At 66.4% G+C, this 26,603-nt stretch carries 32 protein-coding genes and 2 pseudogenes; 22 read left to right on the forward strand and 12 right to left on the reverse strand.

Features of this window, described 5'->3' with window-relative positions:
* Nucleotide 1 precedes the first annotated feature (1 nt).
* Genes HNP02_RS08090 through HNP02_RS08100 form a run of 3 tightly spaced genes read left to right on the forward strand, consistent with a single transcriptional unit; the run spans nucleotide 2 to nucleotide 1,399 of the window.
* Nucleotides 2–331, forward strand: coding sequence for a helix-turn-helix transcriptional regulator (locus tag HNP02_RS08090; protein WP_184436993.1), 330 nt, complete (start codon nucleotides 2–4; stop codon nucleotides 329–331).
* Entirely contained in the window at nucleotides 331–1,029 is a 699-nt protein-coding gene (locus HNP02_RS08095) for a cation transporter (protein WP_184436995.1), read from the forward strand. Before HNP02_RS08090 ends, HNP02_RS08095 begins: the two co-directional genes overlap by 1 nt.
* Nucleotides 1,030–1,048: 19 nt before the next feature.
* Entirely contained in the window at nucleotides 1,049–1,399 is a 351-nt protein-coding gene (locus tag HNP02_RS08100) for a DUF3703 domain-containing protein (protein ID WP_184436997.1), read from the forward strand.
* Between the two features lie 155 nt (nucleotides 1,400–1,554).
* Here HNP02_RS08100 and HNP02_RS08105 read toward each other — a convergent pair whose 3' ends face one another.
* Genes HNP02_RS08105 through HNP02_RS08125 form a run of 5 tightly spaced genes read right to left on the reverse strand, consistent with a single transcriptional unit; the run spans nucleotide 1,555 to nucleotide 5,576 of the window.
* Nucleotides 1,555–2,817 (reverse strand): permease, encoded by a 1,263-nt coding sequence (locus tag HNP02_RS08105; RefSeq protein ID WP_309241498.1) that lies wholly within the window; start codon nucleotides 2,815–2,817, stop codon nucleotides 1,555–1,557.
* Between the two features lie 21 nt (nucleotides 2,818–2,838).
* Nucleotides 2,839–3,303, reverse strand: coding sequence for a DUF2752 domain-containing protein (locus tag HNP02_RS08110; protein WP_184437002.1), 465 nt, complete (start codon nucleotides 3,301–3,303; stop codon nucleotides 2,839–2,841).
* Entirely contained in the window at nucleotides 3,303–3,476 is a 174-nt protein-coding gene (locus HNP02_RS08115; protein WP_184437004.1) for a hypothetical protein, read from the reverse strand. The genes HNP02_RS08110 and HNP02_RS08115 overlap by 1 nt, the downstream gene beginning before the upstream one ends.
* Nucleotides 3,473–4,885: an ATP-binding protein gene (locus tag HNP02_RS08120; RefSeq protein WP_184437737.1), complete on the reverse strand. Its 1,413-nt coding sequence runs from the start codon at nucleotides 4,883–4,885 to the stop codon at nucleotides 3,473–3,475. The genes HNP02_RS08115 and HNP02_RS08120 overlap by 4 nt, the downstream gene beginning before the upstream one ends.
* The gene (locus HNP02_RS08125) at nucleotides 4,866–5,576 is read right to left on the reverse strand and encodes a response regulator transcription factor (protein ID WP_184437006.1); all 711 of its coding nucleotides are present in this window, start codon (nucleotides 5,574–5,576) and stop codon (nucleotides 4,866–4,868) included. The genes HNP02_RS08120 and HNP02_RS08125 overlap by 20 nt, the downstream gene beginning before the upstream one ends.
* 178 nt (nucleotides 5,577–5,754) lie before the next feature.
* Between HNP02_RS08125 and HNP02_RS08130 the strand changes: the two genes are divergently transcribed.
* The 5 genes from HNP02_RS08130 (at nucleotide 5,755) to HNP02_RS08150 (ending at nucleotide 8,902) form a co-directional block, all read left to right on the forward strand.
* Complete coding sequence (locus HNP02_RS08130; protein WP_184437008.1) at nucleotides 5,755–6,018, forward strand: DUF2933 domain-containing protein; 264 nt, start codon at nucleotides 5,755–5,757, stop codon at nucleotides 6,016–6,018.
* Between the two features lie 34 nt (nucleotides 6,019–6,052).
* Nucleotides 6,053–7,006, forward strand: coding sequence for an NAD(P)/FAD-dependent oxidoreductase (locus HNP02_RS08135; protein ID WP_184437010.1), 954 nt, complete (start codon nucleotides 6,053–6,055; stop codon nucleotides 7,004–7,006).
* Nucleotides 7,007–7,024: 18 nt separating this feature from the next.
* Nucleotides 7,025–7,666, forward strand: a complete 642-nt coding sequence (locus HNP02_RS08140; protein WP_184437012.1) for a class I SAM-dependent methyltransferase — start codon at nucleotides 7,025–7,027, stop codon at nucleotides 7,664–7,666.
* A 52-nt stretch (nucleotides 7,667–7,718) separates the two neighbouring features.
* Nucleotides 7,719–8,558 (forward strand): sulfurtransferase, encoded by an 840-nt coding sequence (locus HNP02_RS08145; protein WP_184437014.1) that lies wholly within the window; start codon nucleotides 7,719–7,721, stop codon nucleotides 8,556–8,558.
* Between the two features lie 86 nt (nucleotides 8,559–8,644).
* Nucleotides 8,645–8,902 (forward strand): SHOCT domain-containing protein, encoded by a 258-nt coding sequence (locus tag HNP02_RS08150; protein ID WP_184437740.1) that lies wholly within the window; start codon nucleotides 8,645–8,647, stop codon nucleotides 8,900–8,902.
* Nucleotides 8,903–8,968: 66 nt separating this feature from the next.
* Here HNP02_RS08150 and HNP02_RS08155 read toward each other — a convergent pair whose 3' ends face one another.
* Nucleotides 8,969–9,769 (reverse strand): cytochrome c biogenesis CcdA family protein, encoded by an 801-nt coding sequence (locus HNP02_RS08155; protein WP_184437016.1) that lies wholly within the window; start codon nucleotides 9,767–9,769, stop codon nucleotides 8,969–8,971.
* Between the two features lie 8 nt (nucleotides 9,770–9,777).
* Nucleotides 9,778–10,347, reverse strand: coding sequence for a TlpA disulfide reductase family protein (locus HNP02_RS08160; RefSeq protein WP_184437742.1), 570 nt, complete (start codon nucleotides 10,345–10,347; stop codon nucleotides 9,778–9,780).
* A gap of 424 nt (nucleotides 10,348–10,771) precedes the next feature.
* On the opposite strand from HNP02_RS08160, the gene HNP02_RS08165 reads away from it, so the two are divergent.
* On the forward strand, nucleotides 10,772–11,245 hold the full coding sequence (locus tag HNP02_RS08165; protein WP_184437744.1) for a DUF1942 domain-containing protein: 474 nt from the start codon (nucleotides 10,772–10,774) through the stop codon (nucleotides 11,243–11,245).
* 35 nt (nucleotides 11,246–11,280) lie between these two features.
* Here HNP02_RS08165 and HNP02_RS08170 read toward each other — a convergent pair whose 3' ends face one another.
* The 3 genes from HNP02_RS08170 to HNP02_RS08180 are packed head-to-tail and all read right to left on the reverse strand — an operon-like array spanning nucleotide 11,281 to nucleotide 13,197.
* Nucleotides 11,281–11,556, reverse strand: a complete 276-nt coding sequence (locus HNP02_RS08170) for a thioredoxin family protein (protein ID WP_184437018.1) — start codon at nucleotides 11,554–11,556, stop codon at nucleotides 11,281–11,283.
* A complete protein-coding gene (locus HNP02_RS08175) occupies nucleotides 11,553–12,254 on the reverse strand; it encodes a peroxiredoxin (protein WP_221317328.1) in 702 nt (233 codons plus the stop codon). The genes HNP02_RS08170 and HNP02_RS08175 overlap by 4 nt, the downstream gene beginning before the upstream one ends.
* On the reverse strand, nucleotides 12,235–13,197 hold the full coding sequence (locus HNP02_RS08180; protein ID WP_184437020.1) for a cytochrome c biogenesis CcdA family protein: 963 nt from the start codon (nucleotides 13,195–13,197) through the stop codon (nucleotides 12,235–12,237). The genes HNP02_RS08175 and HNP02_RS08180 overlap by 20 nt, the downstream gene beginning before the upstream one ends.
* Nucleotides 13,198–13,418: 221 nt before the next feature.
* Here HNP02_RS08180 and HNP02_RS08185 point away from each other — a divergent pair, with 221 nt between their 5' ends.
* The 10 genes and pseudogenes from HNP02_RS08185 to HNP02_RS08230 all read left to right on the forward strand — a co-directional run bounded on the left by HNP02_RS08185 (nucleotide 13,419) and on the right by HNP02_RS08230 (nucleotide 21,769).
* On the forward strand, nucleotides 13,419–13,784 hold the full coding sequence (locus HNP02_RS08185) for a BlaI/MecI/CopY family transcriptional regulator (protein WP_309241471.1): 366 nt from the start codon (nucleotides 13,419–13,421) through the stop codon (nucleotides 13,782–13,784).
* Entirely contained in the window at nucleotides 13,781–14,740 is a 960-nt protein-coding gene (locus tag HNP02_RS08190) for a M56 family metallopeptidase (RefSeq protein WP_184437022.1), read from the forward strand. The genes HNP02_RS08185 and HNP02_RS08190 overlap by 4 nt, the downstream gene beginning before the upstream one ends.
* A 282-nt stretch (nucleotides 14,741–15,022) precedes the next feature.
* Nucleotides 15,023–15,223, forward strand: coding sequence for a hypothetical protein (locus HNP02_RS08195; protein ID WP_184437024.1), 201 nt, complete (start codon nucleotides 15,023–15,025; stop codon nucleotides 15,221–15,223).
* The gene (locus HNP02_RS08200) at nucleotides 15,223–15,462 is read left to right on the forward strand and encodes a hypothetical protein (RefSeq protein WP_221317329.1); all 240 of its coding nucleotides are present in this window, start codon (nucleotides 15,223–15,225) and stop codon (nucleotides 15,460–15,462) included. Before HNP02_RS08195 ends, HNP02_RS08200 begins: the two co-directional genes overlap by 1 nt.
* Nucleotides 15,463–15,508: 46 nt before the next feature.
* Nucleotides 15,509–16,835, forward strand: a pseudogene (locus HNP02_RS08205) (Ig-like domain-containing protein).
* A gap of 81 nt (nucleotides 16,836–16,916) precedes the next feature.
* Nucleotides 16,917–17,489 carry a hypothetical protein gene (locus HNP02_RS08210; RefSeq protein WP_184437028.1) on the forward strand — a complete coding sequence of 191 codons (573 nt, stop codon included), beginning with the start codon at nucleotides 16,917–16,919 and terminating at the stop codon, nucleotides 17,487–17,489.
* Between the two features lie 212 nt (nucleotides 17,490–17,701).
* Nucleotides 17,702–18,403: a class I SAM-dependent methyltransferase gene (locus HNP02_RS08215; protein ID WP_255506322.1), complete on the forward strand. Its 702-nt coding sequence runs from the start codon at nucleotides 17,702–17,704 to the stop codon at nucleotides 18,401–18,403.
* Entirely contained in the window at nucleotides 18,363–19,202 is an 840-nt protein-coding gene (locus HNP02_RS08220) for a sulfurtransferase (RefSeq protein ID WP_184437014.1), read from the forward strand. Before HNP02_RS08215 ends, HNP02_RS08220 begins: the two co-directional genes overlap by 41 nt.
* A gap of 86 nt (nucleotides 19,203–19,288) precedes the next feature.
* Entirely contained in the window at nucleotides 19,289–19,546 is a 258-nt protein-coding gene (locus tag HNP02_RS08225; RefSeq protein WP_184437740.1) for an SHOCT domain-containing protein, read from the forward strand.
* 243 nt (nucleotides 19,547–19,789) lie between these two features.
* Nucleotides 19,790–21,769 carry a copper resistance protein CopC gene (locus tag HNP02_RS08230; protein ID WP_309241472.1) on the forward strand — a complete coding sequence of 660 codons (1,980 nt, stop codon included), beginning with the start codon at nucleotides 19,790–19,792 and terminating at the stop codon, nucleotides 21,767–21,769.
* A 286-nt stretch (nucleotides 21,770–22,055) separates the two neighbouring features.
* Here the strand turns inward: HNP02_RS08230 and HNP02_RS43990 are convergent.
* Together HNP02_RS43990 and HNP02_RS08240 are read right to left on the reverse strand one after the other, a co-directional pair.
* A pseudogene (locus HNP02_RS43990) lies at nucleotides 22,056–22,160 on the reverse strand (DUF1707 domain-containing protein); the annotation flags it as partial.
* 27 nt (nucleotides 22,161–22,187) lie between these two features.
* The gene (locus HNP02_RS08240; RefSeq protein WP_184437032.1) at nucleotides 22,188–22,622 is read right to left on the reverse strand and encodes a heavy metal-responsive transcriptional regulator; all 435 of its coding nucleotides are present in this window, start codon (nucleotides 22,620–22,622) and stop codon (nucleotides 22,188–22,190) included.
* 47 nt (nucleotides 22,623–22,669) lie between these two features.
* Here HNP02_RS08240 and HNP02_RS08245 point away from each other — a divergent pair, with 47 nt between their 5' ends.
* From HNP02_RS08245 to HNP02_RS08255, 3 genes are all read left to right on the forward strand, one after another.
* Complete coding sequence (locus HNP02_RS08245; protein WP_184437034.1) at nucleotides 22,670–25,210, forward strand: cation-translocating P-type ATPase; 2,541 nt, start codon at nucleotides 22,670–22,672, stop codon at nucleotides 25,208–25,210.
* Between the two features lie 64 nt (nucleotides 25,211–25,274).
* Entirely contained in the window at nucleotides 25,275–26,363 is a 1,089-nt protein-coding gene (locus HNP02_RS08250; protein ID WP_184437036.1) for a sulfite exporter TauE/SafE family protein, read from the forward strand.
* Nucleotides 26,364–26,380: 17 nt separating this feature from the next.
* The gene (locus HNP02_RS08255) at nucleotides 26,381–26,602 is read left to right on the forward strand and encodes a heavy-metal-associated domain-containing protein (protein ID WP_184437038.1); all 222 of its coding nucleotides are present in this window, start codon (nucleotides 26,381–26,383) and stop codon (nucleotides 26,600–26,602) included.
* The last annotated feature ends 1 nt before the right edge of the window (nucleotide 26,603 follow it).

Raw genomic sequence — 26,603 nt, forward strand, 5'->3', positions numbered from 1 at the left:
CGTGGAGACTTTGATTCACAGCGGTGCGCTGGCCCGCTTCGGATATGCACTCTCGGATGCGACGCGGACGCAGATCCTGCTGAGCCTGCGCAGGGCGCCCGGATATCCGTCCGAGTTGGCCGACCAGATCGGAGTCTCACGCCAGATCGTGTCGAACCACTTGGCCTGCCTGCGCGGGTGCGGGCTGGTCGTGGCGGTGCCGGAGGGCCGGCGCGCCCGCTACGAGCTGGCCGATCCGCGCATCGGGCACGCCCTCGACGATCTCATTGGTCTCGTTCTGGCCGTCGATCCGTCCTGCTGCCCCGCTGCCAACACCGAGGACTGCTGCTGATGGCCTCCGACCTCGGCCTGCCCGGCTTGCGCAGCTCAATGGCGGCCGAACGCCGGCAGCTGCTCTCGCGCCGGATCCGGCTGTTCGTCGCGGCCACCATCAGTTACAACGTCATCGAGGCCGCCATTGCGCTCACTGAAGGCGCCAGGGTCTCCTCGACCGCGCTGATCGGATTCGGCCTCGACTCGGTGATCGAAGTGTCCTCGGCCGCAGCGGTGGCATGGCAATTCGCCGGCAAGGACCCTGAATCCCGCGAGAAGGTCGCTCTGCGCATCATCGCGTTCTCGTTCTTCGGCCTGGCCCTCTACGTCACCATCGACGCGGTCCGGTCGCTGTTCGGCATCGGCGAAGCGCGCCATTCGATCATCGGCATCACCCTGGCCGCCGTCAGCCTCGTCGTCATGCCCGTGCTGTCGTGGGCACAGAGGCGGGCCGGCCGCGAACTCGGCTCGCTCTCGGCCGTCGCCGACTCCAAGCAAACCCTGCTATGCACCTACCTGTCAGCCGTCCTACTGGTCGGCCTGCTGCTCAACAGCCTCTTCGGGTGGTCATGGGCCGATCCGATCGCCGCCATGGTGATCGCCGTAATCGCCGTGAAGGAAGGCATCAACGCCTGGAAGGGCGACACCTGCTGCCCCGCGCCAATGAATTCGAAAAGCACTGCCGCCGACCATAACTGCGACTGCTGCGACGACTAACGAACCCGAAGGAACGCCCATGGCCCGGATAACCGACCAAGCTCACGCCCTCTACCGGCAAGAGATGGCAGCCGCAAGGACCGCCGATTCGACCGAAGCGCGCTGGATACACCTCGAACGGGCACACATCGTCTCCCAACCCGACGCGTGGCTGCACACCCGTGACCACGTCGCAATGCTCAACTTGGCTCTACGCCAACATGATCGCCGTGAAGCACTGGGTCAAGTCGTGCGAATCGTCCTGGCCGCGCCAGGATCAATCAACGGACGCTACCCCGAGGGCAACACCGGCCGCGTGGCAGCCGGACTCATGGCACGAATGCCCGTCCCATTCGACCTCGCGGCGGTCCTCGCACAGATCTCGGGCTGAGGGCACGAGGCCTGAGGAATCCGCAGGCCCAGCGTCGCGACGTGAGTGGATACTACGTCGGCGAGCAGGAGCCTCAGATCCCCTCCCATCACCTGCTTCTTCGTCGCCAAGCTGCCACGGCGAGCGCGTCGACTCACGCGTTGCAGCGGATAGCGTCAATGCTGGTCGTCGCCATCTGACTGGTGCGGAGAATCGCCGGTGTCGTGTGTGGTCGTTCCGTTGACGGCCGGCGGATGCTGGTGGTGCTGGTCGTGGTCGGGGGCTCCTCCCATCATTTTCAACATCCCGACGCCGCCGGTTCGAACGAAGCGCCACACGAGCAACACCGCGAGTACAAGGAAAGCGAGGTTGAGCCAAGTGGTGTAATTCCAGGTGATGCCCTCGTCGGGCATCTGCGCGTCGGCGCGATCGGGTATCAATCCGGTTGAGGCAAAGAGCAGTTCGACGACATACCCCGCACCGACCATCGCCAGGTAGAACACGCCGGTGATCACCAGCGTCATCTTCATCCCGTAGTACTTACGGTAGATATTGAGGATCGGCAGGATCAGCAGGTCGGCAAAAATGAACGAGACGACCCCACCGAAGCTGATTCCGCCGCTCCACAAAACGACGGCCAGTGGGACGTTGCCAATCGAGCAGACGAAGCTGACGATCGCGACCACCGGTCCAATCAGCGGCCCCCAGATCGCCGAAAGCAGCGGATGTTGGTCGAGGAACAGCCCCTGCCAGAACGCATTTGGGACCCAGGCGCCGATCGCGCCGGCGATGAGCAAACCGGCGACAAGGTCCTTCCAGATCGCCGCCCACTCCATCACGAACACGTGCGCGACCGCCGTCGCTCCCTGCGCCGAGGCCAGCCGTCGCCAGAAGGAGCCCTCGGCCTGGATCGACATGTCCATCGCTGCGTGGCCCTCCATCGATCCGGCCAACCCCGTGTCCGCCTGTTCTGCCGCGTCGCGTAACAGCTTCTCCCGCAGAATGATCCGGAACATCACGGCCATCAGAACGATGATGATCGGGCCGCCGACGAATTCGGCGAGGGTGAATTGCCAGCCCATCAGCAACGCCAGAATCACGCCGAGTTCGATGACGAGATTGGTCGACGCGATCTCGAACGCCATCGCCGCGGTGAAGTTGGCGCCCTTACGGAATAGCGATCTTGCCAACGCAACCGCCGCATAGGAGCACGACGAGGAGGCGATCCCGAACCCGGCGGCAATGGCGAGTGTGCGGGGACGGTCGTCGCCGAGCAGTCGAATGACGGTGGCGCGCCGCACTACAGCCTGCACGACGGCGGAGAGAAAGAAGCCAAGGATCAACGCCCACAGGATTTCCCATGTCATCGAGCCCGCCAACGACAGTGCATGTCCTATCGCGTTCACAAGACCTCCCTTCCGGCAGACGTGCTGAGCTATCGGTCCGTGCCTTGACCACCGTCAGGTGGGCCAGCGGCTGGTCAGCAATTCAGCATTCAACTGTTGGTGTATCTCCAACGCCACCAACGCGATCATCACGATCGCGGCGCAGCAGGCGAAGACGACACGGCGCGGCATCACTGGGGTGATCCACCACCCGTACAGTCGGCCCACTACTGCCCGAACCAGGAGTACGAACGTCGCGACGGGCACAAGGGGCGCGGCGGGGTTGTAGTGCACCGCGTCGGCCGGGTGACCGTGCATGGTCAGGTACATCGAGCGGGTGCCGCCACACAGCGGGTCCATGATGCCGAGCCAATGCAACGGGCCGTGCAGATCGACCGGGGGCAGTCCCGCCACTGCGAGCACCACGATCATCGCCGTGCTCAGCAGCGCGAGCCAGGTCCACCACGGGTGCGAGTCGACCGGTTCGACCCGCAGCAGAGGCCAGCCGGCTCGGCGGTTGGCCCCCGAGACGCTGCCCATCAACTCAGTATCGCCTCGGTCAGGGTCGACGGTCGGTCCACCCGTCCGGCCAGCGCCGGAAAGTGCGGGCAGGTGGCCAGATCACCATGGCGGCAGTCGAGCCCCGCATCGATGAGGCCGAGCGCGGCCTGCTTGGCCTGCAGGATCGCCACAGCCCGGCATCGCTTCGTCATGTTGCCTCTTTGAGGCCGGCAGCGTCGATGGGTTGGGCTACGGGTAGGCGGGTGCTGAAGGTGGTGCCGTAGCCGGGTTGGCTGGTGGCGGTGAGGGTGCCGCCGTGGGCGGCGGTGAGTTCGGCAGCGACGGCGAGGCCGATGCCGGACCCATCGGCGCGGGCGGTGCGGGTGCGGAAGAAGCGGTCGAAGATGTGAGGGAGGTCGTCGGCGTCGATGCCGGGGCCGGTGTCGGTCACGTTCAGTACGGTCCAGTCGCCGTCCTGTTGGAGGGTGATGGTCACTGTGCCGCCGGTCGGCACGAACTTGATCGCATTCGTGAGTTGATTTGTGAGGATCTGCCGTAGCCGTATCGGGTCCCCGTGGACTGTGAGGTCGTCGAGGTCGGTGTGCACGGCGAGTCCTGCTTCGCTGAAGGAGCCGGCAAGGGCGGTGACCGTGTCCTGTACGAGCTGGGCCAATGAGAGCGGTTCGAGTTGGAGGGTGAAGGCGGCGGCGTCGGCTGACGCGAGGGTTTCCAGATCGTCGACGAGACGCCCAAGGCGCAGTGTTTCCTCGTGTAGGGAGGTGATGACGTCCTCGGTGGGTGTGTTGATCCCGTCCTGGATGGCTTCGAGCTGGCTGCGTTGGATGGCGAGTGGGGTGCGCAGTTCGTGGGCCACATCAGCGGCGAAGGAGCGGCGCAGTTGATCTTCCTTCTCGACACGGTCGGCCATGGTGTTGAAAGCGGTTGCCAGTCGGCCGATCTCGTTGTCGGGGATGGTGGTGACGCGGCGGTCGCGTTGCCCCGCGGCCAAATCGTCTGCGGCGTGGGTGAGTTCGTTGATGGGGGCGGTGGCGCGGCGCGCTGTGAACAGACCGATCGCTGTGGCAAGCACCGCGGCACCGAAGGCTCCCCAGCCCAGCAGCCGGTTGACGGAGGCCTGGAAGTTCTTGTCCACAGCGGGGATCACACCTTGAGGGACACGGACTTGCAGCGTGCCCACCCGCTGTCCGTTCGACAAGACGGGTAGCTCGCGGGGTGGGCCAAGGTCGCCAGTGCCCATCATTTCCCGGTGCATGGCCAAGGTGGCGGCATCGACGTCGGCGCCGGGCAGTGGCCAGACAGTGTGCCCTGCGGCGTCGACCAGTGCGGCTTCGGATCCGGTCATCGTGACTGTGGGGACGAGCTGGTCCAGCGAACGGGTGTTCCAGCCGCCGGCGGCGGCGTAGTTGGCGGCGAACAACGAGACCAGTTGAGCCTGCCTCGAATTCTGTTGTTCGGCAAGGTAATCGTGGAACCGGGCATTGAATGCGATGTTGACAAGCACGGCGGTCAGCATTGCCGTGCCGATGCCCAGCGCGGCGAAGGCCAGAGCGAGGCGGCGAGCGAAGCGGCCGCGCAGCAGCTCACCCATTCCGGTCCACATCACGGTCGATTCCGAGTTTGTAGCCGACACCAGGCACGGTGAGGATCACTTGGGATGGCGGGGTGTCGCCGAGCTTGCGGCGCAAATTCTTCACGTGGACGTCGATGGTGCGTTCGTAGGCGTCGAAGGTCTGGCCCTGGAGTTGCCCGACAAGTTCGAGTCGGCTCCAGACCCGCCCGGGGCGGGAAGCGAGCGCGGCGAGTAGGTCGAACTCCATGCGGGTGAGTTCGACCTGATCCCCGTCGACGTGCAATTCGCGGCGCTCGGTGTCGATCTGCAGTCGGCCCTCGCCGTAGGATGCGGCCTCTTCGGGCGCGCTTTGCGAGCCGCGTGCGCGGCGCAACACCGCCTCGATGCGGGCGACGAGTTCGCGCGGGCTGAACGGTTTGACCATGTAATCGTCGGCGCCGAGGCGTAGCCCCATCACACGGTCGTTCAACCCTGATTTGGCGGTGAGCATCACGATGGGAACATCGCTGGTCTTACGTAGTAGCCGCGCCACCTCCTCACCGGACAGTCCTGGCAGACCAAGGTCGAGGACGACCAGGTCGGGATGGGCGTCGCTGGCGAGGTCGAGTGCGCGGCGGCCGTCGCCGGCTTCGAGCACCGTGTAGCCCTCACTTTCGAGATAGTCGCGCAGCAGTGCGCGCAGCTTCACCTCGTCGTCGACGACTAACACCGTCCGGGCCATATGTGCAGGCTACGACTACCGCAGTGGGTATCGACGGTCGATTGGTCGAGGTGGCGGGAACGCACATCGGTGGCTCACTGCATGCTCATCGATCCTTCACACCCGACGGCTACCTTCCGTTTCATCACGCCCGCTGCTCCGGGATAGCCCGGCGCTCAATCTTTCTGGAGTGTTCGCCATGTGCCTGAACAAGAAGGCCCTCATCGGTCTCGGCGTTATCGCTATCGGCCTCGTTGTATTACGGCCCGGGTGGGCTGTGGCGGCGCTGCCGTTCTTGATCCTTGCAATCTGCCCGCTCAGCATGATTTTCATGATGCGCGGCATGAAGGGCCGCCCCAGTCAGCAGTCATTCCTCGAGGCTGGCACCAACCAGCACGATTTGGCACCGGCCCCGCCCGCCACCGACGCGACCACCACGGACCGGACCGGCACCCGCCCCTGACCGTGTTTCGCGCGAGCGTAGAAACGGAGACGAGATGTACGACGCGATCATCGTCGGCGGTGGGCCTGCGGGTCTCAACGCCGCCCTGGTGCTGGGCAGGGCCCAGCGCCGGACACTGCTGTGCGACCTCGCGCAGCCACGCAATCAGCAAGTGCGAGCAGCGAACGGGTTCCTCTCCCGCGACGGCATCGCTCCGGCCGAGCTACGAAGAATCGCCGACTACCAGCTCGCACCCTATCCGGCCATCGAACGCCGTCGAGTCGGCGTCAATCGGATCGACAACCACCCGAACGAGTTTCGGGCAACACTGACCGATGGTTCCACCGTGGCGACTCGGCGGGTGATCCTGGCGAGCGGGGTGATCGACGAGTTGCCGGCCATCGACGGCCTGGCCGAGCGATGGGGCATCAGCGCCTTCAACTGTGCCTATTGCGACGGCTGGGAGGTCCGAGATCAACCGCTGGCCGTGCTCGGCGCCAATGAGCCGAACATCCGGCTGGCCCTGGTGCTAACCCGGTTCACTGCCGACGTTCAACTGTGCACCAACGGAGCCGCGGAACCGGTCGCTGAACAGGCCGAGCTACTCCGACGGCGCGGCGTCAATGTCCACACCGAACCCGTGGTGCGGCTCGAGGGACCCGGAACCGATCTGCAGCAGCTCGTTTTCGCCGACGGAAACACCCTGCAGCGTCGGTATGTGTTCTGCCATGCCCCGACCCGGCAGGCGTCGAGCATCCCCGACGACCTCGGACTGGAACGACTCGACGACGGCAGCATCCAGGTGGACGATCTAGGTCAGACAAGCGTGCCAGGAGTCTTCGCCGCTGGCGACCTTGCTCGACGGCCGACCATGCCAGTGTCGGGGGCACAAATCGCCATCGCCGCCGGCGAAGGCGCGATCGCCGCGATCGCACTCGACCATTCGCTATTCCTCGAAGAACTGGCAGGACCGCAGATTCGCCCAATCAACCACCAGACCCGCGAATAGCAGAGAAAGGCAAGCACCATGACCGACCTGGAACAGTTTCAACATCCCCGCTTCGCTCGGCTCTATGAGCGGATCAGTGCCGAATCTGAGCGACGCGGCACCGCCGAACACCGCGACCGCGCGCTGGACGGGCTGCGCGGACGAGTGATCGAACTCGGAGCCGGCAACGGCCTCAACTTCGCGCACTATCCGTCGACCGTCGATGAGGTCGTGGCAATCGAACCGGACAACTCACTACGCGCACTCGCCGAGGAAGCTGCGGAAAACGCCAACATTCCCGTCCAAGTGATCGCTGCGCATGCGGACGACCTGCCCTTCGGGGACAGCACATTTGACGCCGCGATAGCTTCACTGGTCCTGTGCTCGGTGCCCGATCCGCGCTCGGCGCTCACAGAACTGCGGCGCGTACTGAAACCGACGGGGGAGCTTAGGTTCTTCGAGCACGTCCGCTCGACCAGCCGCCTGCGCGGGTTGTTCCAGGACGCCCTGACCCCGTTGTGGTCGCGCGTCGGCGGGGGTTGCCACCTCAATCGTGATACCGCCGCCACCATCGCCGCAGCTGGGTTCAGCATCGGAGACGTCGATCGGATCTACTATGCGCCACTGAAGTTTTCACCGCCCCAAGCTCACATCCTCGGCCGTGCCAACCCAACTCGGTGACGCCGACCATGCCGCAACGAGAACCATTCCCACAGATATGAGGAGTCATTGCATGAGCCGCAACAATGTCTTGGTCACCGCCGACTGGGCTGAGCTGAATCTGGACAACCCGAACGTGGTATTCGTCGAGGTCGACGAGGACACCACCGCCTACGACGGTGGTCACATCGAGGGTGCAGTCAAACTCGACTGGCGCACCGACCTTCAAGACCCGGTGCGCCGCGACTTCGTCGACCAGGACCAGTTCTCCGAGCTGCTGTCGGAGCGCGGCATCACAGGCGACGACACCGTGATCCTCTACGGCGGCAACAACAACTGGTTCGCCGCCTACGCCTACTGGTACTTCAAGCTCTACGGCCACGACACGGTCAAGCTGCTCGACGGCGGCCGCAAGAAATGGGAACTCGACGCTCGCCCGCTGAGCACCGAGGCCGTCAAGCGTCACGCCACCCAATACAAGGCCGAGGCACCGGACGTGTCGATCCGCGCGTTCCGCGACGAAGTCCTCGACACGATCGGGACCAAGAACCTGGTCGACGTCCGGTCCCCCGACGAATTCTCCGGCAAGATCCTGGCCCCCGCGCACCTGCCGCAGGAGCAGGCCCAGCGTGCCGGTCACATCACCGGCGCGATCAACGTGCCGTGGAGTCGGGCCGCCAACGAGGACGGCACCTTCAAGTCCGACGAGGATTTGACGGCGATCTACGCCCACGCCGGCCTGGACGGATCCCAGCCGACCATCGCCTACTGCCGCATCGGTGAGCGGTCCTCGCATACCTGGTTCGTGCTGCGGGAGCTGCTCGGGCACTCCGATGTGAAGAACTACGACGGCAGCTGGACCGAATACGGCTCCCTCGTCGGCGTGCCGATCGAGCTCGGCGGTGGTCAATGACAGGTGTGGTCCCCCACGCGCTTCACCCACGAACTCGCATGCGCGACTTCGTAACAGAAGAGAAGAAAGGTAGATAGACGATGATGATGTGGTACGGCAGTAACGGCTGGGGATGGGGTAGCTGGATCGCGATGACCGTCGTGATGGTTTTGTTCTGGACCGCGGTGATCACCGCCGTCGTCCTCGCCATCCGCCATCTGACAAACCCGGACGGTACCGCCGCGAGCCCGCCCGGTTCCTGGCAGCCACGCGCACAGGATCTGCTCAGCGAACGCTTCGCACGCGGCGAGATCGACGACAACGAATACCGAAACCGCCTCGCACTACTGCGCGAACCCCGGTGACCGCAATGCATAAGGGCTGAGACTCCGATCTGGGTGAGTCGGTCGCTGCCGGGTGCATGTGTGCGGTCAGATCGGAAGCACCACATTGCTGACAAACTCACTGCGCAGCCAGTTGACGAGAAACTCCCAGGCTCCGGTGACCAACGCGGCCCCCACCGCGACCAATGCAATACCGCCATATATCTGCAGGTGGCGGGAATGGCGGCGGAGCCAGCCGATCCCGGTCATCGCGAAGGTTGACCCGAATGCCAAGGCGAGGAAGGGAAGGCCCAGACCCAGGCAGTAGGCGACGATCAAGACCACCCCGCGTGCGGCGGTGATGCCCACGGTCCCAGCTGCCACCGACAACACGCCGGTAAGGGTCGGGCCAAGACAGGGTGTCCAGCCCAATCCGAATACCGCGCCAAGCAGTGGTGCCCCTGCCAGGGTGGAGATTGGGCGTGGTGCGAACCGGGTGTCATGCTGCATCAGCGGCACGAAACCCATGAACGCGAATCCCATGACGATGGTGACGATCCCGCCAATGCGCTGCAGCAGAACATGATTCAACGCGAGGACGTCGATCACGCCGAACACCGATGCGGTAGCCGCCGCGAACACGACCGTGAACCCCAGGACGAACAGGCCCGCTGCCGCGGTCACACGCCAGCGATCGGCAACAGCTGCCTGACCCGAGTCCGCCGCGGACACCGCCTGTGCTTGGCCACCGCTCACCGCGGCCAGATAGGACAGGTAGCCCGGCACCAGCGGTAGACAACACGGTGACGCGAACGACAGCAATCCCGCCGCCACGCTTGCCCCAATTGCCAGGGCGACCGGACCGCTCGCTGCGAGCGTCGCGAAGCCGCCATCAGCTTCCGCGGCCATTGCACCGGTCACTGCTCGACGGCTACCCGTTGCACCACCGGCTGCAGATCCTCCGCCAGCAAGGCCCGCAGGAAGACCGCCGCGACCCGGTGCCGGCGGTCCAACACCAGGGTGGTGGGAACCACACTGGTCGGATAATTCCGTCCGAGCTCGATCCCCGTGCGTATTTCCGGATCGAAGATCGAGGGATAGGTGACCTTGGCGTCGATCACGAAATCGCGTGCGGCGTCACGCCTATCGCGCACGTCGATACCGAGGAACTGCACCCCCAAACCCTTGGTGGCAAGGTACACCTTCTCCAATTCGGGGGACTCGGTGCGACAGGGCGCACACCAGGAGCCCCACAGGTTGATCACCACCACCTGGCCCGCATAATCCGACACCGCCGTCGTCTTGCCGTCGGTCATCAGATCCGGCCCCGAGATGGACCCCACCGTCCCCCGCTGCTGCGGCGGATCGTAGAAGATGTCCGTCTTCCCGCCCGGAGACACGAATTCGAACGTTCCTCCCTGGACGACCGCATCGTCGCCCGTCGAACATCCCGCGAGCACCACTACCGACATCACTACGGCAATCATCGCGATGGCCGCTCGCCGCCGCACGCCCACAACACCCGCACCGCACCGCACCATCGCTACCCCATGTCTGTCGGCCTACAGCGCATCCGCGTACTTCGTACTTGGTTCAGGTATTCACGGGCACGATTCCGCCGTCGCAACAGATCGCAGTCGTTCACGTTCTGAGACCGGTCGGGACCGTAAGCGCGAACGGCTCCTTCCGTCGTCTACTATCTACGTACATAGACAGTAGATCAACCGCCTGGAGAAGATTCGCGTGTGCACATCGCGACGCAGAAGGGAGGCGACCGTCACCGCAGCACCACATAAGCGGCGCGGCACAAGCACGTGAGTCGTGGCTGAAGGACCGCTTTGAGTTTTTGAAAGTTCTTGAGAGGAGCACGAAGTGCGCAGATTTGGTGTCATAGTGATCGCGGCGGCGGCGATGGTCGGCTTCGGTCATCCGGCGATCGCCTCGGCCGCCGAAGGATGCATGCACGGCTTCGGGTCGCATCAGCGGGTGGTGGATGCGGGCGATGCCGTCGTGCAGGAATGGACCGTGACGGATCTCAAGAAGAGCGCCGACGCCGCGCCGGGTTATCCGCTGGCTGGTCAGCTCTGGGAGGCAACGGCGACGGTGCAGGCGGTGTCGGGGACCGTTACGCCGATCATCCCCAACTTCCGCGCCCCTACCGCCGATGGCGGCAGCTATCCCGTGTTGTGGCAACTGTCCAGTCCTCGGGGCATTCCGGGAGCGACCCTCGGACAAGGTCAAACATCAACCGGCACGGTGTACTTCGACGTCACCGGCGCCGATCCGGTCGCGGTGACCTACACCGATGGTGGCCCACAGCAGCTGATGTGGTGTGGTGACGCGATGATGATGCGCGATTGCCCCTGTTGTGCGATGGACGGGTAACGAGCCGTCTTGAGCGGCGACCGCGGCGACGTCGGTCAGGCGGGATGTTCTTGCAGATGTTTGTCCAGTGTGCGGCGCAGTTTGCGTTCGGACAGCCGCCCATAGGAGAACGGCGCACCGTCGACCAATACCCCGGGCGCAAAGAGCAGTCCCGCCGACCTCGCGAGTCGTTGTCCCTGATCGCTGGCCAGGCTGATCTCCGTGACCCGCAACGGGTACACCTCACCGAGGCGGTGAAGCACCTCCTTGGCGATGTCGCAGAAGGCGCAGTCGTCCTGGGTGAGCAGGGTGATCTTCACCGGATTGGTCACGACTTCTGTTCCGCGGTCAGGTCGGTGAGCATCTTGGGGGTCGGCAGGAACATCGTGTAGTCCGGTTTGCCGCCGTAGTCGGCGCGCCAGCGGATCGTCCCGTCGGGCCCGACCAGGATGAAGCTGTGGCCGTCGCGCATGTCGCCCATCATCCCGTACGAGTTCGCGTCGTAGGCGCGCGAGACCTGCATGCTCGGGTCGGAAAGCACTGGTGTGGTGAGCTTTTCGTCGGCGGCCTTCTGTCCGATCAGGTTGGCTGGGTCGGTGGTGATCGACACCACCGCATCAACCCCTGCGGCGCGCAGCGCCGCTTGGTTTTGTTCGAGGTCTTTGATCTGGTCCCAGCACGGTTGGCAGGACAAACCCTCCTGGAAGTACAGCAGCACGTTGCGGCCGCGGAAATCGGTCAGGCTGACCTGTCCGCCGGTGCCCGAGGTGAGGGTGAACGCCGGCGCGGCGGTGCCCGCGCCGGGCTCGCCGGCCACATGCTTGAAGCCGCTGCCGCCGGCAGTCGTGTCGTGCTTGCCCTGGGAGCTCTGATAGACCAGGTTCAGCACGACGACCGCGAATACGACGACCACGGCGCCACCGATGATCCACCATCGGCGCCCGGCGGTTTGGCCGCGCAGACGCTGGATTTCGCGGGTCGTCTGTCCCGGTGGGCGCTTCGTCGCGGCCTTAGCGTTGGTCTTGCTCACGTCTGTTCTCCTCGACGGTGTCGGCGGTTGCTGGAATTGCAGATTCGGGGTCGTCCGCGCAGCAGGACGAGGCGGCGGCGAGGGTCGTACGTTTCGCGGAGGTGCGCAGCGCACGTCGGATGAGCACAGCGAGACCCACCAGCAGCGCGGCGAGCAGCACCCAGCCCGGGATCCAGGACAGGGACGTCAGGGCCACGCTGCTGATGTGCTGCAGCCAGGCCGACAGTTCAGTCTGCCAACCGCCGCTGGGCATGCCCGGCCCGGTGAACGCCAATACCACCGCGAGCACACCCATGGTGATCATCAGCAATCCGCTCAGCGCGCTACCCAAGAGCATCCGCCGGTGCCATCGGCCGAGCCGTAGCCGGACGGTGCGTTCGGTGAGCAGCCGCGTCGCACGCTCGCGGCGTTTGTCCCAGAGCAGGGCCGTTACGGCCAGCGGCGTGACCATCCCGGCCACATACGCGGCGCCGATCCCCAAGGCCACCGGGAAGGATGCCGCGGCCCCCGAAAGCACCGCCACTCCGGCCAGCACGGGGGCGCAGCATGCGCTCGCGGCACCGGAGAAGGCGCCGAGCACGTAGGCCGAACCGAAGCTGCCTTCCCTCGCCGCACGCGCGCCGGGCATCGGCAGGGTGGCTTTCCAGCCGGCCAGCGTGGCCGCCCCGGCGCCAATCATCAGCACGCCACCGACGGAAAAGACCCACACGTGCCCGGACAGCAACAGGCTGCTCAGTGCGGTCGCGCCCAGCCCGATCGGCAGGATCACCGTCGCCACGCCCGCGCCGAACACCAGGGTTGCCGGCACGACGCCGCCGCGGTGGCGAAAGCCGGTCGAAAGATAGGCGGGCAGCATGACCGAGATGCAACAGGGCGCCAGCAGGGCTACCACGCCGCCCAGGAACGACGCCAACAGCGTTGTACCCAACAGGACTTCACCCACGACGGCAGCCCTGTGTGGTCTGTGCGCTCATTGGGAGCCTTCCCTGTCCAGTCCGACCGATGGCGCTCTCAGTGCCCACCATCTACGATGTCCGTACGTAGATAGTAGCGCGGGGGTGTGTGTGGCCCTGTTTCCTTTCTAGGGTTGGTCGCGAACAGTGGGAACGACGCGCCGGGTGCCCGACGTACCCTGTGTAAGGAACCGAGAGTCCGGGAGGGCGTGTGCGCGGGTTCGGAGACCTCGAGGCGGTAATGATGGATCGCCTGTGGAATCGCGAGGGCAAGACCACGGTCCGTGACGTGGTCGACGAGCTGCGGCGCGAGCGGGAGATCGCCTACACGACGGTGATGTCGACGATGGACAACCTGCACACCAAGGGCTGGCTGGCCAGGGAACGCGAGGGCAAGGCATACACGTACTGGCCCACCCTGACGCGGGAGCAGTACAGCGCGCGGCTGATGCACGAGGCGTTGGACGCGGGCAGAAACTCCAGCCTGGTCTTGACCCATCTGCTGGAGCAGATGACCGACGAGGAGTCGGCCAACCTGCGCAAAGCGCTGGCACGCCTTGCCAGGAAGGCGCAATGAGCGTCGCGGCGTGCCTGCTGCTCTACAGCTTCGGGGTCGCGGTGCTTGTGCCACGCCCGCTGGCCCGGCTCACCCGCACCGGTGTGGCCCCACGGCTGGGGGTGGCCGCGTGGCTGGCCGCGATCGGCAGCGTGCTGGCCTCCTGGACGGTCGCCGCGGCCTTCCTCGCCAACGATTTGGTGCGCAACTGGAACCAGCCTGGACGTATTGCCAGCGCGTGCTTCGCTGCGCTGCGCCAGGTTGCCTCCGGCGGCGCTGGACTGTTTCTGCAGGGGGCGCTGCTCACGGTGACCGCCGTGGCAGCTGGCGCATTGATCACCTTGGCCTGGCGTCTGGTCGGGTCGCTGCTGCGCGCGCGGGCGCACACCCACCGGCACGCGCAACAAGCACGGGTCGTCGGGCGCCACGTCGACGGAGTGGATGCCGTCGTGCTCGACGCCCCCGAGCGCGTCGCCTACTGCGTGGCCGGGCGGCCGAACACGATCGTGGTCACCAGCGCCACCCTCGACGCACTCGACGATCGACACCTGGGGGCGGTGCTGGCCCATGAACGCGCCCACCTCGCCGGACGCCACCACCAGATCCTGGCGTTCACCCGCGGTCTGGCCGCGGTCTTGCCCCGGATCGAGCTGTTCAGAACCGCGTCCCGGGAGATGGCCCGGCTGCTGGAGATGTGTGCCGATGACGTGGCTGCCCGCCGATACGGCTCACCCACGCTGCTCGGCGCGCTGCTCGCGCTATCCGGTCGTACGCCCACTCCGCGCGGCGCACTCGGGTCGACCGGGGTCGACGTGCTGGCCCGCGCCGAGCGTCTAGCCCTTCCCACGGCCCGCGGCGATCGGTGGCGGACCCAACTGATGTTGAGCGCAGCGACACTGCTGGTGGTCGGCGGCCCGATGCTCACCGGCGTGCTCGCCGCCACCGGTCTCGCCCTGTGCGGCCCCCTGATGAGCTGAGCGGCACCGCGATTCACTCGGTCGCGACCCAGCCGCTGCGCAGCGCTACGCATCCCGACTTGGTATCGCGACACGACCGAAAGTCGTCGTTTGGATGCGGTTCATCCGCAGGGACCGCGTCGCAGGCCGAACTTCGCAGCCCTGCGTGATCGGCCGTGAACGCCATGTCACTCGGCGTCCCACCAGAGGGTGCGCCGCCCACCGAAACGATCTACTATGTTCGTACGTAGATAGTAGAACACGTGACGGGCATCGGATGTCCACACCGGCAAGGAGGAAACGATGCACTCGTTGTTCCTGGGGCTCGCGGTCTTGGCCTGCCCGGTAGGAATGGGCCTGATGATGTGGATGATGATGCGCGGCCACGGCAATGACACCGCCAACACCGAAAACCAGAGCAGACAGCAGGTGGACGCGCTGCGCACCGAAATCGAACAGCTCAAGGCCGACCGCGCCACCGATCACACTGCTGGCGGGCAATGATGCCCACCTGGCTGGCCGGCCTCGTCGCAGTCGCTGCGATCACCGTGACCTACTTCTTCTGCGTACGGCCCCATCTGCGCGGGAGGGGCTGCACCGCGACGGGCGGCACGGCACACGGCGGCCAAGTGGACCGGCAGATCGCCGAACTGCGCGAGGAGCTGCGCGCGATGCGGGCTCGGGACTACGTGGACAGCGGTCGGGTGCCCAGCAGGACGCCAACAGTCCCGCCCGAATCCTGAACACCGCTGCCACGTACATGTCCAAGGCCGAGGCGCGGCGCCACCCATGACCGTCACTGACCAGCAGGCCGCGACCAGGTCAGCAGATTCGACACGGGGGTTATCCTCGATCTTCGATCGCCGAGCCCGAGTGATCGTGCTGGGCGCCGTTCTGCTGGTCCTCGCGGTGTTGGGGACGGTGGTGAGCGTGTCGCTGGCGGGTTGCTCCGCGGAGTGTCCGCCCGCCAGAGCCAGTGCTCCCGCGGGCGTCGTGACCCTTCCGCCGCCAATTCCGGCGACGATGACCATCACCCTGACTCCGGCTGCGCGCGACGTCGATCCCCTTGGCACCGTTGCGGTTACCGCGACGACGGGAACACTCACTGACGTCTCGATGCTCAACGAGCAAGGCAATCGCATCGTTGGCGTCATGACACCGGACAACACGGTATGGAAACCCGGTGTCCCCCTCGGCTACGGCCGGACCTACACCCTGACCGCCACCGGCGCCGGAACCGATGGCGCGCCGGTGACTCAGGTGTCCACGTTCTCCACCCTGACACCGGGCAATCAAACCAAGGTCTATCTCAACACCACCGCCGGTACCGCGCTGCGAGACGGCGGCACGTACGGCATCGGCACGGTGATCGCAGCCCACTTCGATGAGCCGATCACCGATCGCGCAGCCGCCGAACGGCGGCTGTCGGTGACCACGTCTCCGTCCGTGGCCGGGTCGTGGTACTGGCTCGATGACCAAAACGCCCACTGGCGACCCCAGCGATACTTCGCGCCCGGCACGGCAGTCACCGCAAACGCCAACATTTACGCAATCCCGTTGGGCGAGGGCCTCTACGGGCAAGAAGACAGCCGGGTGAGGTTCACCATCGGCAACGCCCACGTCTCGATCGCCGACGACCGCACCAAACAGGTCAGTGTTTACGACAACGGCGCCCTGGTCCGCACGATGCCCACCTCGATGGGAATGGGTGGCAGCGAAACGATTGGCGGGCAGACCATCTCGTTTTGGACCCAGCCCGGCATCTACACCGTCATGGACAAAGCCAATCCGGTGATCATGGACTCGTCGACCTTCGGGCTGCCCATCAACTCGCGGCTGGGCTATCGAGAAAACCATCAGCTACGCCACCCGAATCAGCACCGACGGCGTCTACCTGCACCAACTCGAAGCCACGGTGTGGGCGCAAGGCAACACCAACGTCTCGCACGGCTGCTTGAACCTCAACGCCGACAACGCCCAATGGTTCTTCGGCTTCTCCCAACCCGGAGACGTCGTCGAAGTCCGCAACACCGGCGGGGAACCCCTACAAGTGTGGCAGAACGGCGACTGGAGCATGCCGTGGGAGCAATGGTTGACAGGTAGCGCGCTGGCCTAACCGAGGCGCGTTCGCCGGCGCAGTCCGGGCGGGCGCGGTGGGCCTGCAGGTAGGACGAGTCACGACAGGAGATCACTGGACATGGCCAAATTGACGAGGCGAGCGGCACTGGTCGTGCTCGGCACGGGCGGAGGTCTCCTTGGCCTGGGGTATGCGGTCCGCAGCATCGTGGGTCCGCCTCTGTCGGACGTGAAGCCCAACGGGTTCAACGACATCGCGACCTCGCAGATGATGGGCCCAGGGATGATGGGCGGTGTGTCGGGTGCCGAGATGAGCACCTACATGGAGATGTTCAACCGGCACACTGAACTCAAGCGCACCGTCGAGGACATTCCCGGTGGCGTGCGCACCACCACCGAATCGGATTCCCCCGACCTCGTTGCCCAACTGCAGGGCCACGTGTCGGCGATGTACTCCCATGTCGCCCAGGGTGCCGAGGTGATGTGCATGAGCCAGAGCCTGCCGACCCTGTTCAGCCGCGCCTCCGACTACCAACGCCAACTCAGCTTCACTCCCAAGGGCGTTGTCGCGGTAGAAACCTCTAGCGATCCAGACATGACGCAAGCCATCCGGGCGCACGCGCGAGAAGTTTCCGGCTTCGTCGATGACGGCATGCCGGCGATGATGAAGCCGATGATGGGAATGGGTTCCTAGTTTCACCCATCAATTGAGGTCGGAGCCGACAAGATGGCGAGAGGACCGTTCACCCGGTGCGCATGCCAAGCAGCGGCGCGCCCGGTCGAGGCGACCCTGATGCACACCGGTGGCACACCACGTCCTCATCGCCCCTTCACACCTCAGCGCTAGCTTGGCGTTCGTAATGCCCACCGCTGCCAGACCGTCGAGACAAGAGAGATGAACAGCCCATGACATCCACCAAGGATCACCCAGCCCGGTGGCATCGCTACTGGGACAAGAAGTCCCGATCCTATGACAAGGAGATGCGGTTCTTCGAACGTCACTTGTTCGGAGATTCCCGCAGCTGGGCGTGTGGACAGGCCACCGGGGAGGCGCTGGAGGTCGCCGTCGGAACCGGGCTCAACCTCGGCGCCTACCCCGACGACATCACGCTGACCGGAATCGACATTAGCGACCCGATGCTCGACATCGCCCGCGCCCGGGCCGGCGAGCTTGGGCGTACCGCCACCCTGCTACAGGGCGACGCCCACGCGCTCCCGTTCACCGACGCCTCCTTCGATACCGTTGTCTGCACATTCGGGCTATGCGCGATCCCCGACCCCACCGTAGCCATCTCCGAAATGACCCGAGTCCTGCGACCCGGTGGACGGCTCATCCTCGTCGATCACATCGAAAGCTCCTCGCCGCCCGCGCGTGTGGTGCAGCGCGTCCTGGAGATTGTCACCGTTCCTTTGGGGGGGCGAACACTTCCTGCGCCGCCCACTCACCCAGGTCCGCGCGACCGGACTCGACATCGAACGTGTCGAGCGGTTCAAGCTGGGCCTCGTCGAACGCCTCGTCGCCCGCAAACCCAGCACCCCATAAGACCCAGATATGAGGAGTCATTGCATGAGCCGCAACAATGTCTTGGTCACCGCCGACTGGGCTGAGCTGAATCTGGACAACCCGAACGTGGTATTCGTCGAGGTCGACGAGGACACCACCGCCTACGACGGTGGTCACATCGAGGGTGCAGTCAAACTCGACTGGCGCACCGACCTTCAAGACCCGGTGCGCCGCGACTTCGTCGACCAGGACCAGTTCTCCGAGCTGCTGTCGGAGCGCGGCATCACAGGCGACGACACCGTGATCCTCTACGGCGGCAACAACAACTGGTTCGCCGCCTACGCCTACTGGTACTTCAAGCTCTACGGCCACGACACGGTCAAGCTGCTCGACGGCGGCCGCAAGAAATGGGAACTCGACGCTCGCCCGCTGAGCACCGAGGCCGTCAAGCGTCACGCCACCCAATACAAGGCCGAGGCACCGGACGTGTCGATCCGCGCGTTCCGCGACGAAGTCCTCGACACGATCGGGACCAAGAACCTGGTCGACGTCCGGTCCCCCGACGAATTCTCCGGCAAGATCCTGGCCCCCGCGCACCTGCCGCAGGAGCAGGCCCAGCGTGCCGGTCACATCACCGGCGCGATCAACGTGCCGTGGAGTCGGGCCGCCAACGAGGACGGCACCTTCAAGTCCGACGAGGATTTGACGGCGATCTACGCCCACGCCGGCCTGGACGGATCCCAGCCGACCATCGCCTACTGCCGCATCGGTGAGCGGTCCTCGCATACCTGGTTCGTTCTGAGGGAGCTGCTCGGGCACTCCGATGTGAAGAACTACGACGGCAGCTGGACCGAATACGGCTCCCTCGTCGGCGTGCCGATCGAGCTCGGCGGTGGTCAATGACAGGTGTGGTCCCCCACGCGCTTCACCCACGAACTCGCATGCGCGACTTCGTAACAGAAGAGAAGAAAGGTAGATAGACGATGATGATGTGGTACGGCAGTAACGGCTGGGGATGGGGTAGCTGGATCGCGATGACCGTCGTGATGGTTTTGTTCTGGACCGCGGTGATCACCGCCGTCGTCCTCGCCATCCGCCATCTGACAAACCCGGACGGTACCGCCGCGAGCCCGCCCGGTTCCTGGCAGCCACGCGCACAGGATCTGCTCAGCGAACGCTTCGCACGCGGCGAGATCGACGACAACGAATACCGAAACCGCCTCGCACTACTGCGCGAACCCCGGTGACCGCAATGCACTCCAGCATCCCGGGAGGACACCGGTCATTGCGACCGCTGCCGTCCCGCTCGGAATAACGGCGACGTCGGCGGTCACCGGACCGTTCGCCGCCAAGGACATTCACCTCCGACGGCCGGTTCCACGACGCGTCACGATCGTGTGCGGGGACCGCCGCCTGCCTCGCCAGGTTGCTCTCGTGAGGCACTGCACTGCACCCGGTTTGCTCGCTCGGTCGTTGATGTGTTGACGCCGGTGACGATTCGACACGTTCGGTGGCCTTCCCGCTCGCCGCGCCGCCAGTCGAGAACCACCGGCGTCCGCCGCGCCATGGGAGTGCTCGCCGTACTGGTCGCACTGGTGGTGCTGGGCGTCGGTGCCGCCGGGACGGCGGCGGCGCACCCGACGCTGCTGTTCACCGATCCCGCCGCCGACACCGCGGTACCGATTGCGCCGCAGGCGATCACGCTGATGTTCAACGAGCCGGTCACCATCGGCGCCGACGCGGTCGTGCTGCTCGACAAGGACGGCGCGACGGTGCCGATCGGCGTCGCGACAACCGCGCGTGGCGCGCAGGTGGTGACCGCACGCCCGAGCGCGCCGCTGCCGCCGGGCAGCTACACCGTGCGCTGGCGCGCCACCGGCACCGACGGCGACCTGGTCGAAGAGGAATTCCGGTTCGGCGTCGGCTATGCGCTGACCGCCGCAGCGTCGGGCACCAACGCTGCGTCGATCGCCTGGCTGTCCGCAGGGCTGCGCTGGTTGCTGTTCGGGGGCTTCGCGATCGCGTTCGGCGGTCTGATCGCCCAACGGTTTACCTCCTCGGCGCGGGCCGAGAACCCGCGGCTTCCGGCGACGAGGTCGTGGACCATCGGCGCCCTACTGGTCGCGCTGGCCGCGGTGGCCGGGCTCGGGGCCGAGATGGTGGCTGAGGCCGGACGGGTGAATGTCTTGTGGCGCGGCGGTTCTGGGGTAATCCTGTCGGTCGAAGCTGCCGGACTGCTCGCGGCGCTGGCCGTTGTCGGTGTGCGACGCCGAGCGTGGGCCCTGCTGCCGCTGCTGGTTGTGGTCGGCGCGGAAGGATGGCGGTCGCACGCCCATACCGTGGCCGGAGTGTGGGGCGCGTTGCTCACCGGTGTGCACCTGGGCGCCGCCGCGATCTGGGTCGGCGCCCTCGTCGCGACGACGCTGACGGCGCTTGCCTGGCGGCGTGAACCGGCGGCGCTGCGATGGGTGCTCAGCGGCTACATGCGGCTGGCGGTGTGGACGTTCGCCGTCGTCATCGCCACCGGCGTGGTGTCGGCGCTGGTGCTGCTACCGCTGTCCGAGGTGTTCTCCACCGATTACGGCCGGGTCCTGGTGGTGAAACTCGTTCTCGTCGCCGTCGCCACCACCTTGGCCTTGACGGCGCGCAGGATCCAACGCAACGAAGCCCGTATCTCGAAGGTGCCCAGCGTGATTCGCGCCGAAGGCATTACCCTGGTCGCGGTGCTCGCGCTCAGCGCGACACTGGTGTCCACGACGCCGGCAAGGGGCGCAGTGCAACCAGCGCCACCGGAACCCAAAGGTCCGGTGCTGCCGTTGGGGACCCTCGCCGGCCAGATCGGAGTGGCCGTCGCCGCTAGTGACGGACAACTGGTGGTACGGCTGTCGGCACCACATCGTGGAGACTTCTACGCCGCCCAACCCGACCGGCACTACACCCTGTCCGGCCGGTACGGCCGACCCGACGGTGCCGACGCGGCACTGCCGTTTCGCGGCTGCGGGCAGGGTTGCTTCGTAGCGACCGCGGCCTGGGGCGCTGGCGACAACGTGTTGAGCCTGGCCGCCGGGGCCGACGACGCTCGGGGCGCGCCGGTGAGTCTGCTGGTGCCGTGGCCGACGCGCCCGGGCGCCGAGGACCTCGCTCGCGCCGTGGCCGCGACCGGGGCCGCTGGCCAGATCACCGTCTACGAATCGGTCACCAGCGACTCGGCGTCGGGCGCCGGTGCGCCCACACCGCTGGAATTGTCGGCAGAGTTCTTCGTGTCACAGCAGCCCTACGCGGCGGGCAGCGCCCCGCAGGCGGTCCGTGTCTCGAGCGGCAGCGGCGCGACCCGGCTCGCCCTCGGATACCCTGCCGCGTCGATCTCGATGCTCCTCACCCTCGACAAAGCGGGGCGAATCACTGACGAGACCCTGACCGACCCAAGCCATCTCGTCACCAGGCGGATCGTGTATCCCGACCACGACTAATCAAGCGATGCCTTCCGGGCGGCATTCAGGCTCCGCCGCGAGGAAGGCCTCGGTGCCGCGAGCATCGGTTCGGGGACGGAGTCGTCACCCGCGTACGGGCCCCACGCAGCGGCGTCAGAGTAGGCGCTAGCCGCATCCCAGGCCGCTCATCGGCGGGCCGGCATGCGCCGCAGCGGCAAGACCGAGCAGCGCTAGCGCGGCGCCGATCGCGACCAGTGTCATCACCAAGGAGCGCGGGGAACCCCGTGGCGGGCGGAAGCGGCTCAGGAATGGGCGGCAGGTCTGCGGTGAGTGCAGCCAGCTCGCCCATGGTGCGTGATCGGTACACCGCGGCGGCACGGTCGGAGAATTCGTCCATGCTGAGCCGTCCGGCAGAGGTGTGCCGCTGCAGTCCTGTGAGCCCCCGATCTGGACTCGTTCACACCTCGACGGCCGCTCGGGCTGCGGTCCCGGGATCGGCCAGGTCGCTTTCCAGGATCCAGCAGACGCCGGCCTCCTCGATCGGCCCGGCGGTGGTGGCGTGGTCGAGCAGCGCACCGAGATGGGCCTCCAGGCTGGACAGTTCCGCGATCGTGGCCCGCACCTGATCGAGCCGAGCCTGCAGAGTGCTGACCACGTGTTCGCACGGCGCATCGCCTCGATCGGCGATGGCCAGTACTTGGCGGACCTCCCGCAACGACAGGCCCGCGGACTGGGCGCGGCCGACGAATTCCAGCCGGTCGATGGACTCGGGTCCGTAGTCGCGGTAGCCGGCCTGCGTGCGAGCGGGGGCGGGCAGCAGGCCGGCCTGCTCGTAGAACCGGATGGTCTTGGCCGTGGTACCGCCGCGGCGGGCGAGTTCGCCGATCTTCATCGTGCCTCCTTGACATTCCACCGTACTGGAACGTTTATGGTCGGGTCATGAGCACGACGGTCGATGAGGGCGCCTCGGGGACGCAGCGGGTCGAGTTGGCGATCGGCGGGATGACGTGCGGGTCTTGCGCCACCCGGATCGAGCGCAAGCTCAACAAACTCGACGGTGTCACCGCGGCGGTCAACTACGCCACCGAAATGGCTCGGGTCGAGTTCGCGCCGTCGGTATCGACCGCCGATCTGATCGCCGTGATCGCCGACACCGGCTACACGGCCACCGAACCGAAAACGGTAGCCACTGAGGATGATTCGGCGCACCAGTCGAGCGACCACGACGGGTACGACGAGCACACTGCCTCGCTGCGGCAGCGGATGCGGGTGTCGCTCGCGCTCGGGCTGCCGGTGATCGCGCTGTCGATGTTGCCGCCCTTGCAGTTCACCTACTGGCAGTGGCTCGCGTTGACGCTCGCAGCGCCGGTGGCGGTGTGGGGGGCGTGGCCGTTTCATCGCGCCGCGTTCGCGAACCTGCGCCACCGCACCGCAACGATGGACACGCTGATCTCGATCGGTGTGCTCGCCGCGTTCGCCTGGTCGGTCTACGCACTGTTCCTCGGCGGTGCCGGCCACGAAGGGCTGCACCACGGGTTCAGCCTCGCCATCGAACGCGGATCCGCCGGCGACAACATCTACCTCGAGGTCGCCACCGGATTGACCATGGCAATCCTGTCCGGCCGGTTCTTCGAGGCCCGCGCGAAACGCCGCGCCGGATCGGCATTGCGGGCGCTGCTGGAGATGGGCGCCAAGGACGTCGCCGTCCTGCGCGGCGAGCAGGAGCTACGGATCCCGGCCGACCAGCTCAGCGTCGGCGACCGATTCGTCGTACGCCCGGGGGAGAAGATCGCCACCGACGGCGTCGTCGAGGACGGCACCTCCGCGGTCGACGTCAGCATGCTCACCGGAGAATCGATACCCGTCGAGGTCGGTCCGGGCGACCCGGTCGTCGGCGCAACCGTCAACGCCGGCGGCCGCATCGTCGTCCGTGCGACCCGGGTGGGGTCGGACACCCAGCTGGCGCAGATGGCGAAGCTGGTCGCCGACGCCCAGAACGGCAAGGCCGAGATCCAGCGGCTCGCCGACCGGGTCTCGGCGGTGTTCGTGCCGATCGTGATCGGACTCGCCCTGCTCACGTTGGGGGTGTGGCTGGCGCTGGGCGCGTCGGCGGCGACCGCGTTCTCGACCGCGGTCGCGGTGCTGATCATCGCCTGCCCGTGCGGGCTCGGGCTCGCCACCCCGACCGCACTGCTGGTCGGCACCGGGCGCGGCGCCCAGCTCGGGATCCTCATCAAGGGCCCCGAGGTACTCGAATCCACCCGCCGCGTGGACACCATCGTGCTGGACAAGACCGGCACAGTCACCACCGGCAAGATGAGCCTGCTCGCCGTACACACCGGTGCCGGTGTCGGGGAGGGCGAGGCGCTCACCGTTGCGGGCGCACTCGAAGACGCCTCCGAACACCCCATCGCTGTCGCCATCACTCGGGCGGCCCGCCAACGGGTCGCAGACCTCCCGGCCGTCCGGGACTTTGCCAACCTCGAAGGCCTCGGTGTGCGCGGGATCGTCGACGGACGCGATGTGCTGATTGGGCGGGCCAGCCTGCTCGATCAACACGGCATCGAGCTGCCCCCGGACCTGGCCACCGCCAAACGGCAGGCCGAATCCCAGGGCCGCACTGCCGTCCTGGCCGCCTGGGGTGGGGTCGCCCGCGCGGTCCTGGTAGTCGCGGACACGATCAAACCCACCTCCCGCGAGGCCGTCGCCGGTCTGCGCGCCCTCGGATTGCGCCCGGTGCTTCTCACCGGCGACAACGCCGCCGCGGCGCGGGCCGTGGCCGACGAGGTTGGCATCGACGAGGTGATCGCAGAGGTGCTGCCCAGCGACAAGGTCGACGCCGTCGCGCGTCTGCAGCGTCAGGGCCGGGTGGTCGCGATGGTCGGCGACGGCGTCAATGACGCCGCCGCCCTGGCCCAATCCGATCTCGGGCTGGCGATGGGCACGGGCACCGACGTCGCGATCGAGGCCAGCGACCTCACACTGGTGCGCGGGGACCTGCGCGCCGCGGTCGACGCGATCCGCCTGGCACGCCGCACCCTCGGCACGATCAAGGCCAACCTGTTCTGGGCCTTCGCCTACAACCTGGCCGCCCTCCCCCTGGCGGCCCTTGGGCTGCTCAATCCACTCATCGCCGGCGCCGCGATGGCATTGTCGAGTGTGTTCGTCGTATCCAATAGCCTGCGGCTGCGGCGCTTCCGCAGCGCCTATCCGGTCACTCGGCAGGAAGGCGACCGACGATCGACCGACCTGGCGGAAAGCGCTGCGGCACAGCCATCCTCGGACATCCCGACCGTGACGGTCCCCACCCTGCCGGACCCGCATCTGGTGCAGCTGGCCGCCATCGCGACTCGCCTCGAATCGGTCGTCGACGCATTGACTCGTACGCCGCAGGCGGAGCCGACGCGCAACTCCGAGGGGTGGCACACCCGCGATCGATCTGTAACATCGCCAACAGCCATCTACTATCGTAGTACGTAGATGCCGGATTGCGGGGCTGCGCCGCGGCCGAGACAAGCGCAAGCCATCTCCAGGAGGACATTTCGTGAATCTCGTCGCGGTTCTGCTTACCGGCCTGTTCGCTGGCGGCGTCTCCTGCGCCGCCGTGCAGGGTGGGCTGCTCGCCGGGTTGATCACCCGTCAACATGCCTTCCGAGAGGGAGCCGGAAGAGGGCGGACGGTCGTTGCCTCGCAACAGAACTCGACGACAGCCGAGCCAGCCGAGGACAAACCCGCATGGTGGGGCAGCAGACTTGGTGACGACCTCGCCCCGGTGGTCGGGTTCCTGGCCGGGAAACTGGCGGCCTACACCCTCCTCGGCGCTCTCCTTGGGGCACTGGGCGGTGTCGTGCAACTCTCGCCAGGCGTGCGTACCTGGTTGCAGATCGGAGCCGGGCTGCTCATCATTACCTTCGGTCTTGCCCAGCTGGGTGTCCCTGGATTCCGGAGGATTGTCGTCGAACCTCCGGCGTCGTGGACGCGGCTGGTCCGCACCCGGACGCGTTCCCACGCCGCGCTCGCACCAGCCCTGCTCGGCGTGGCGACCGTACTGCTGCCCTGCGGAGTGACCTTGTCCGTTGAGGCGCTCGCTTTGGCATCCGGGTCGCCGTGGCGAGGTGCCGCCATCATGTCGGTCTTCGTCCTTGGCACCAGCCCGATGTTCGCGATCCTCGGCTACGCCGCCCGCAAGGCGGCCACCGTGTGGCGCGGCCGGCTCGCCGCGGCCACCGGGGTCGCTGTCGTCGCGATGGGCCTATTCACCCTCAACGGCGGCCTCGAACTCGCCGGCTCACCGCTGGCCGCCAGCAGGATTCTCGAGACGATGTCGGGCACCCCCGCCGCCGCGGACACCACCGTCGTTAGCGTCACCGGCGGGAAGCAGGAAGTCGTGGTCATGGCGTCGAGTGGCGGATACAGCCCCCGCAATGCGGAGATCAAGGCAGGCATCCCCACCACCCTGGTCGTGCGCTCCGCTGATGCCACCGGCTGCGTCCGCTCGTTCGCCATCGGCGGCGCCGAAACGGTGCTGCCCGAATCCGGCGACACTCGTATCGACCTCGGCACACCCACCGCGGGAACCCTGCGTTACGCCTGCGGCATGGGTATGTACACCGGCATCATCACCATCGCCTGATTCCAAGGAGACCTGAAATGCCCACCAGCACACACATTTTCCGGGTCGACGGCATGCACTGTGGCAACTGCTCCCTGTTGATCGACGATACGCTCGAAGACCTTCCCGGAGTCAGCAGGTCGTACACCGAGGTGAAGGCCGGGCGGTCCGCCGTGCAGCTCGACACCAGCCTGACAGACACCCGAGAGGTCATCGACAGCATCACCGGCCTCGGCTACACCGCCTCCGAACAACCGTGAG

Origin of the sequence: Mycobacterium sp. AZCC_0083 (genome assembly GCF_014202335.1) — a bacterium.
GTDB lineage: Bacteria > Actinomycetota > Actinomycetes > Mycobacteriales > Mycobacteriaceae > Mycobacterium.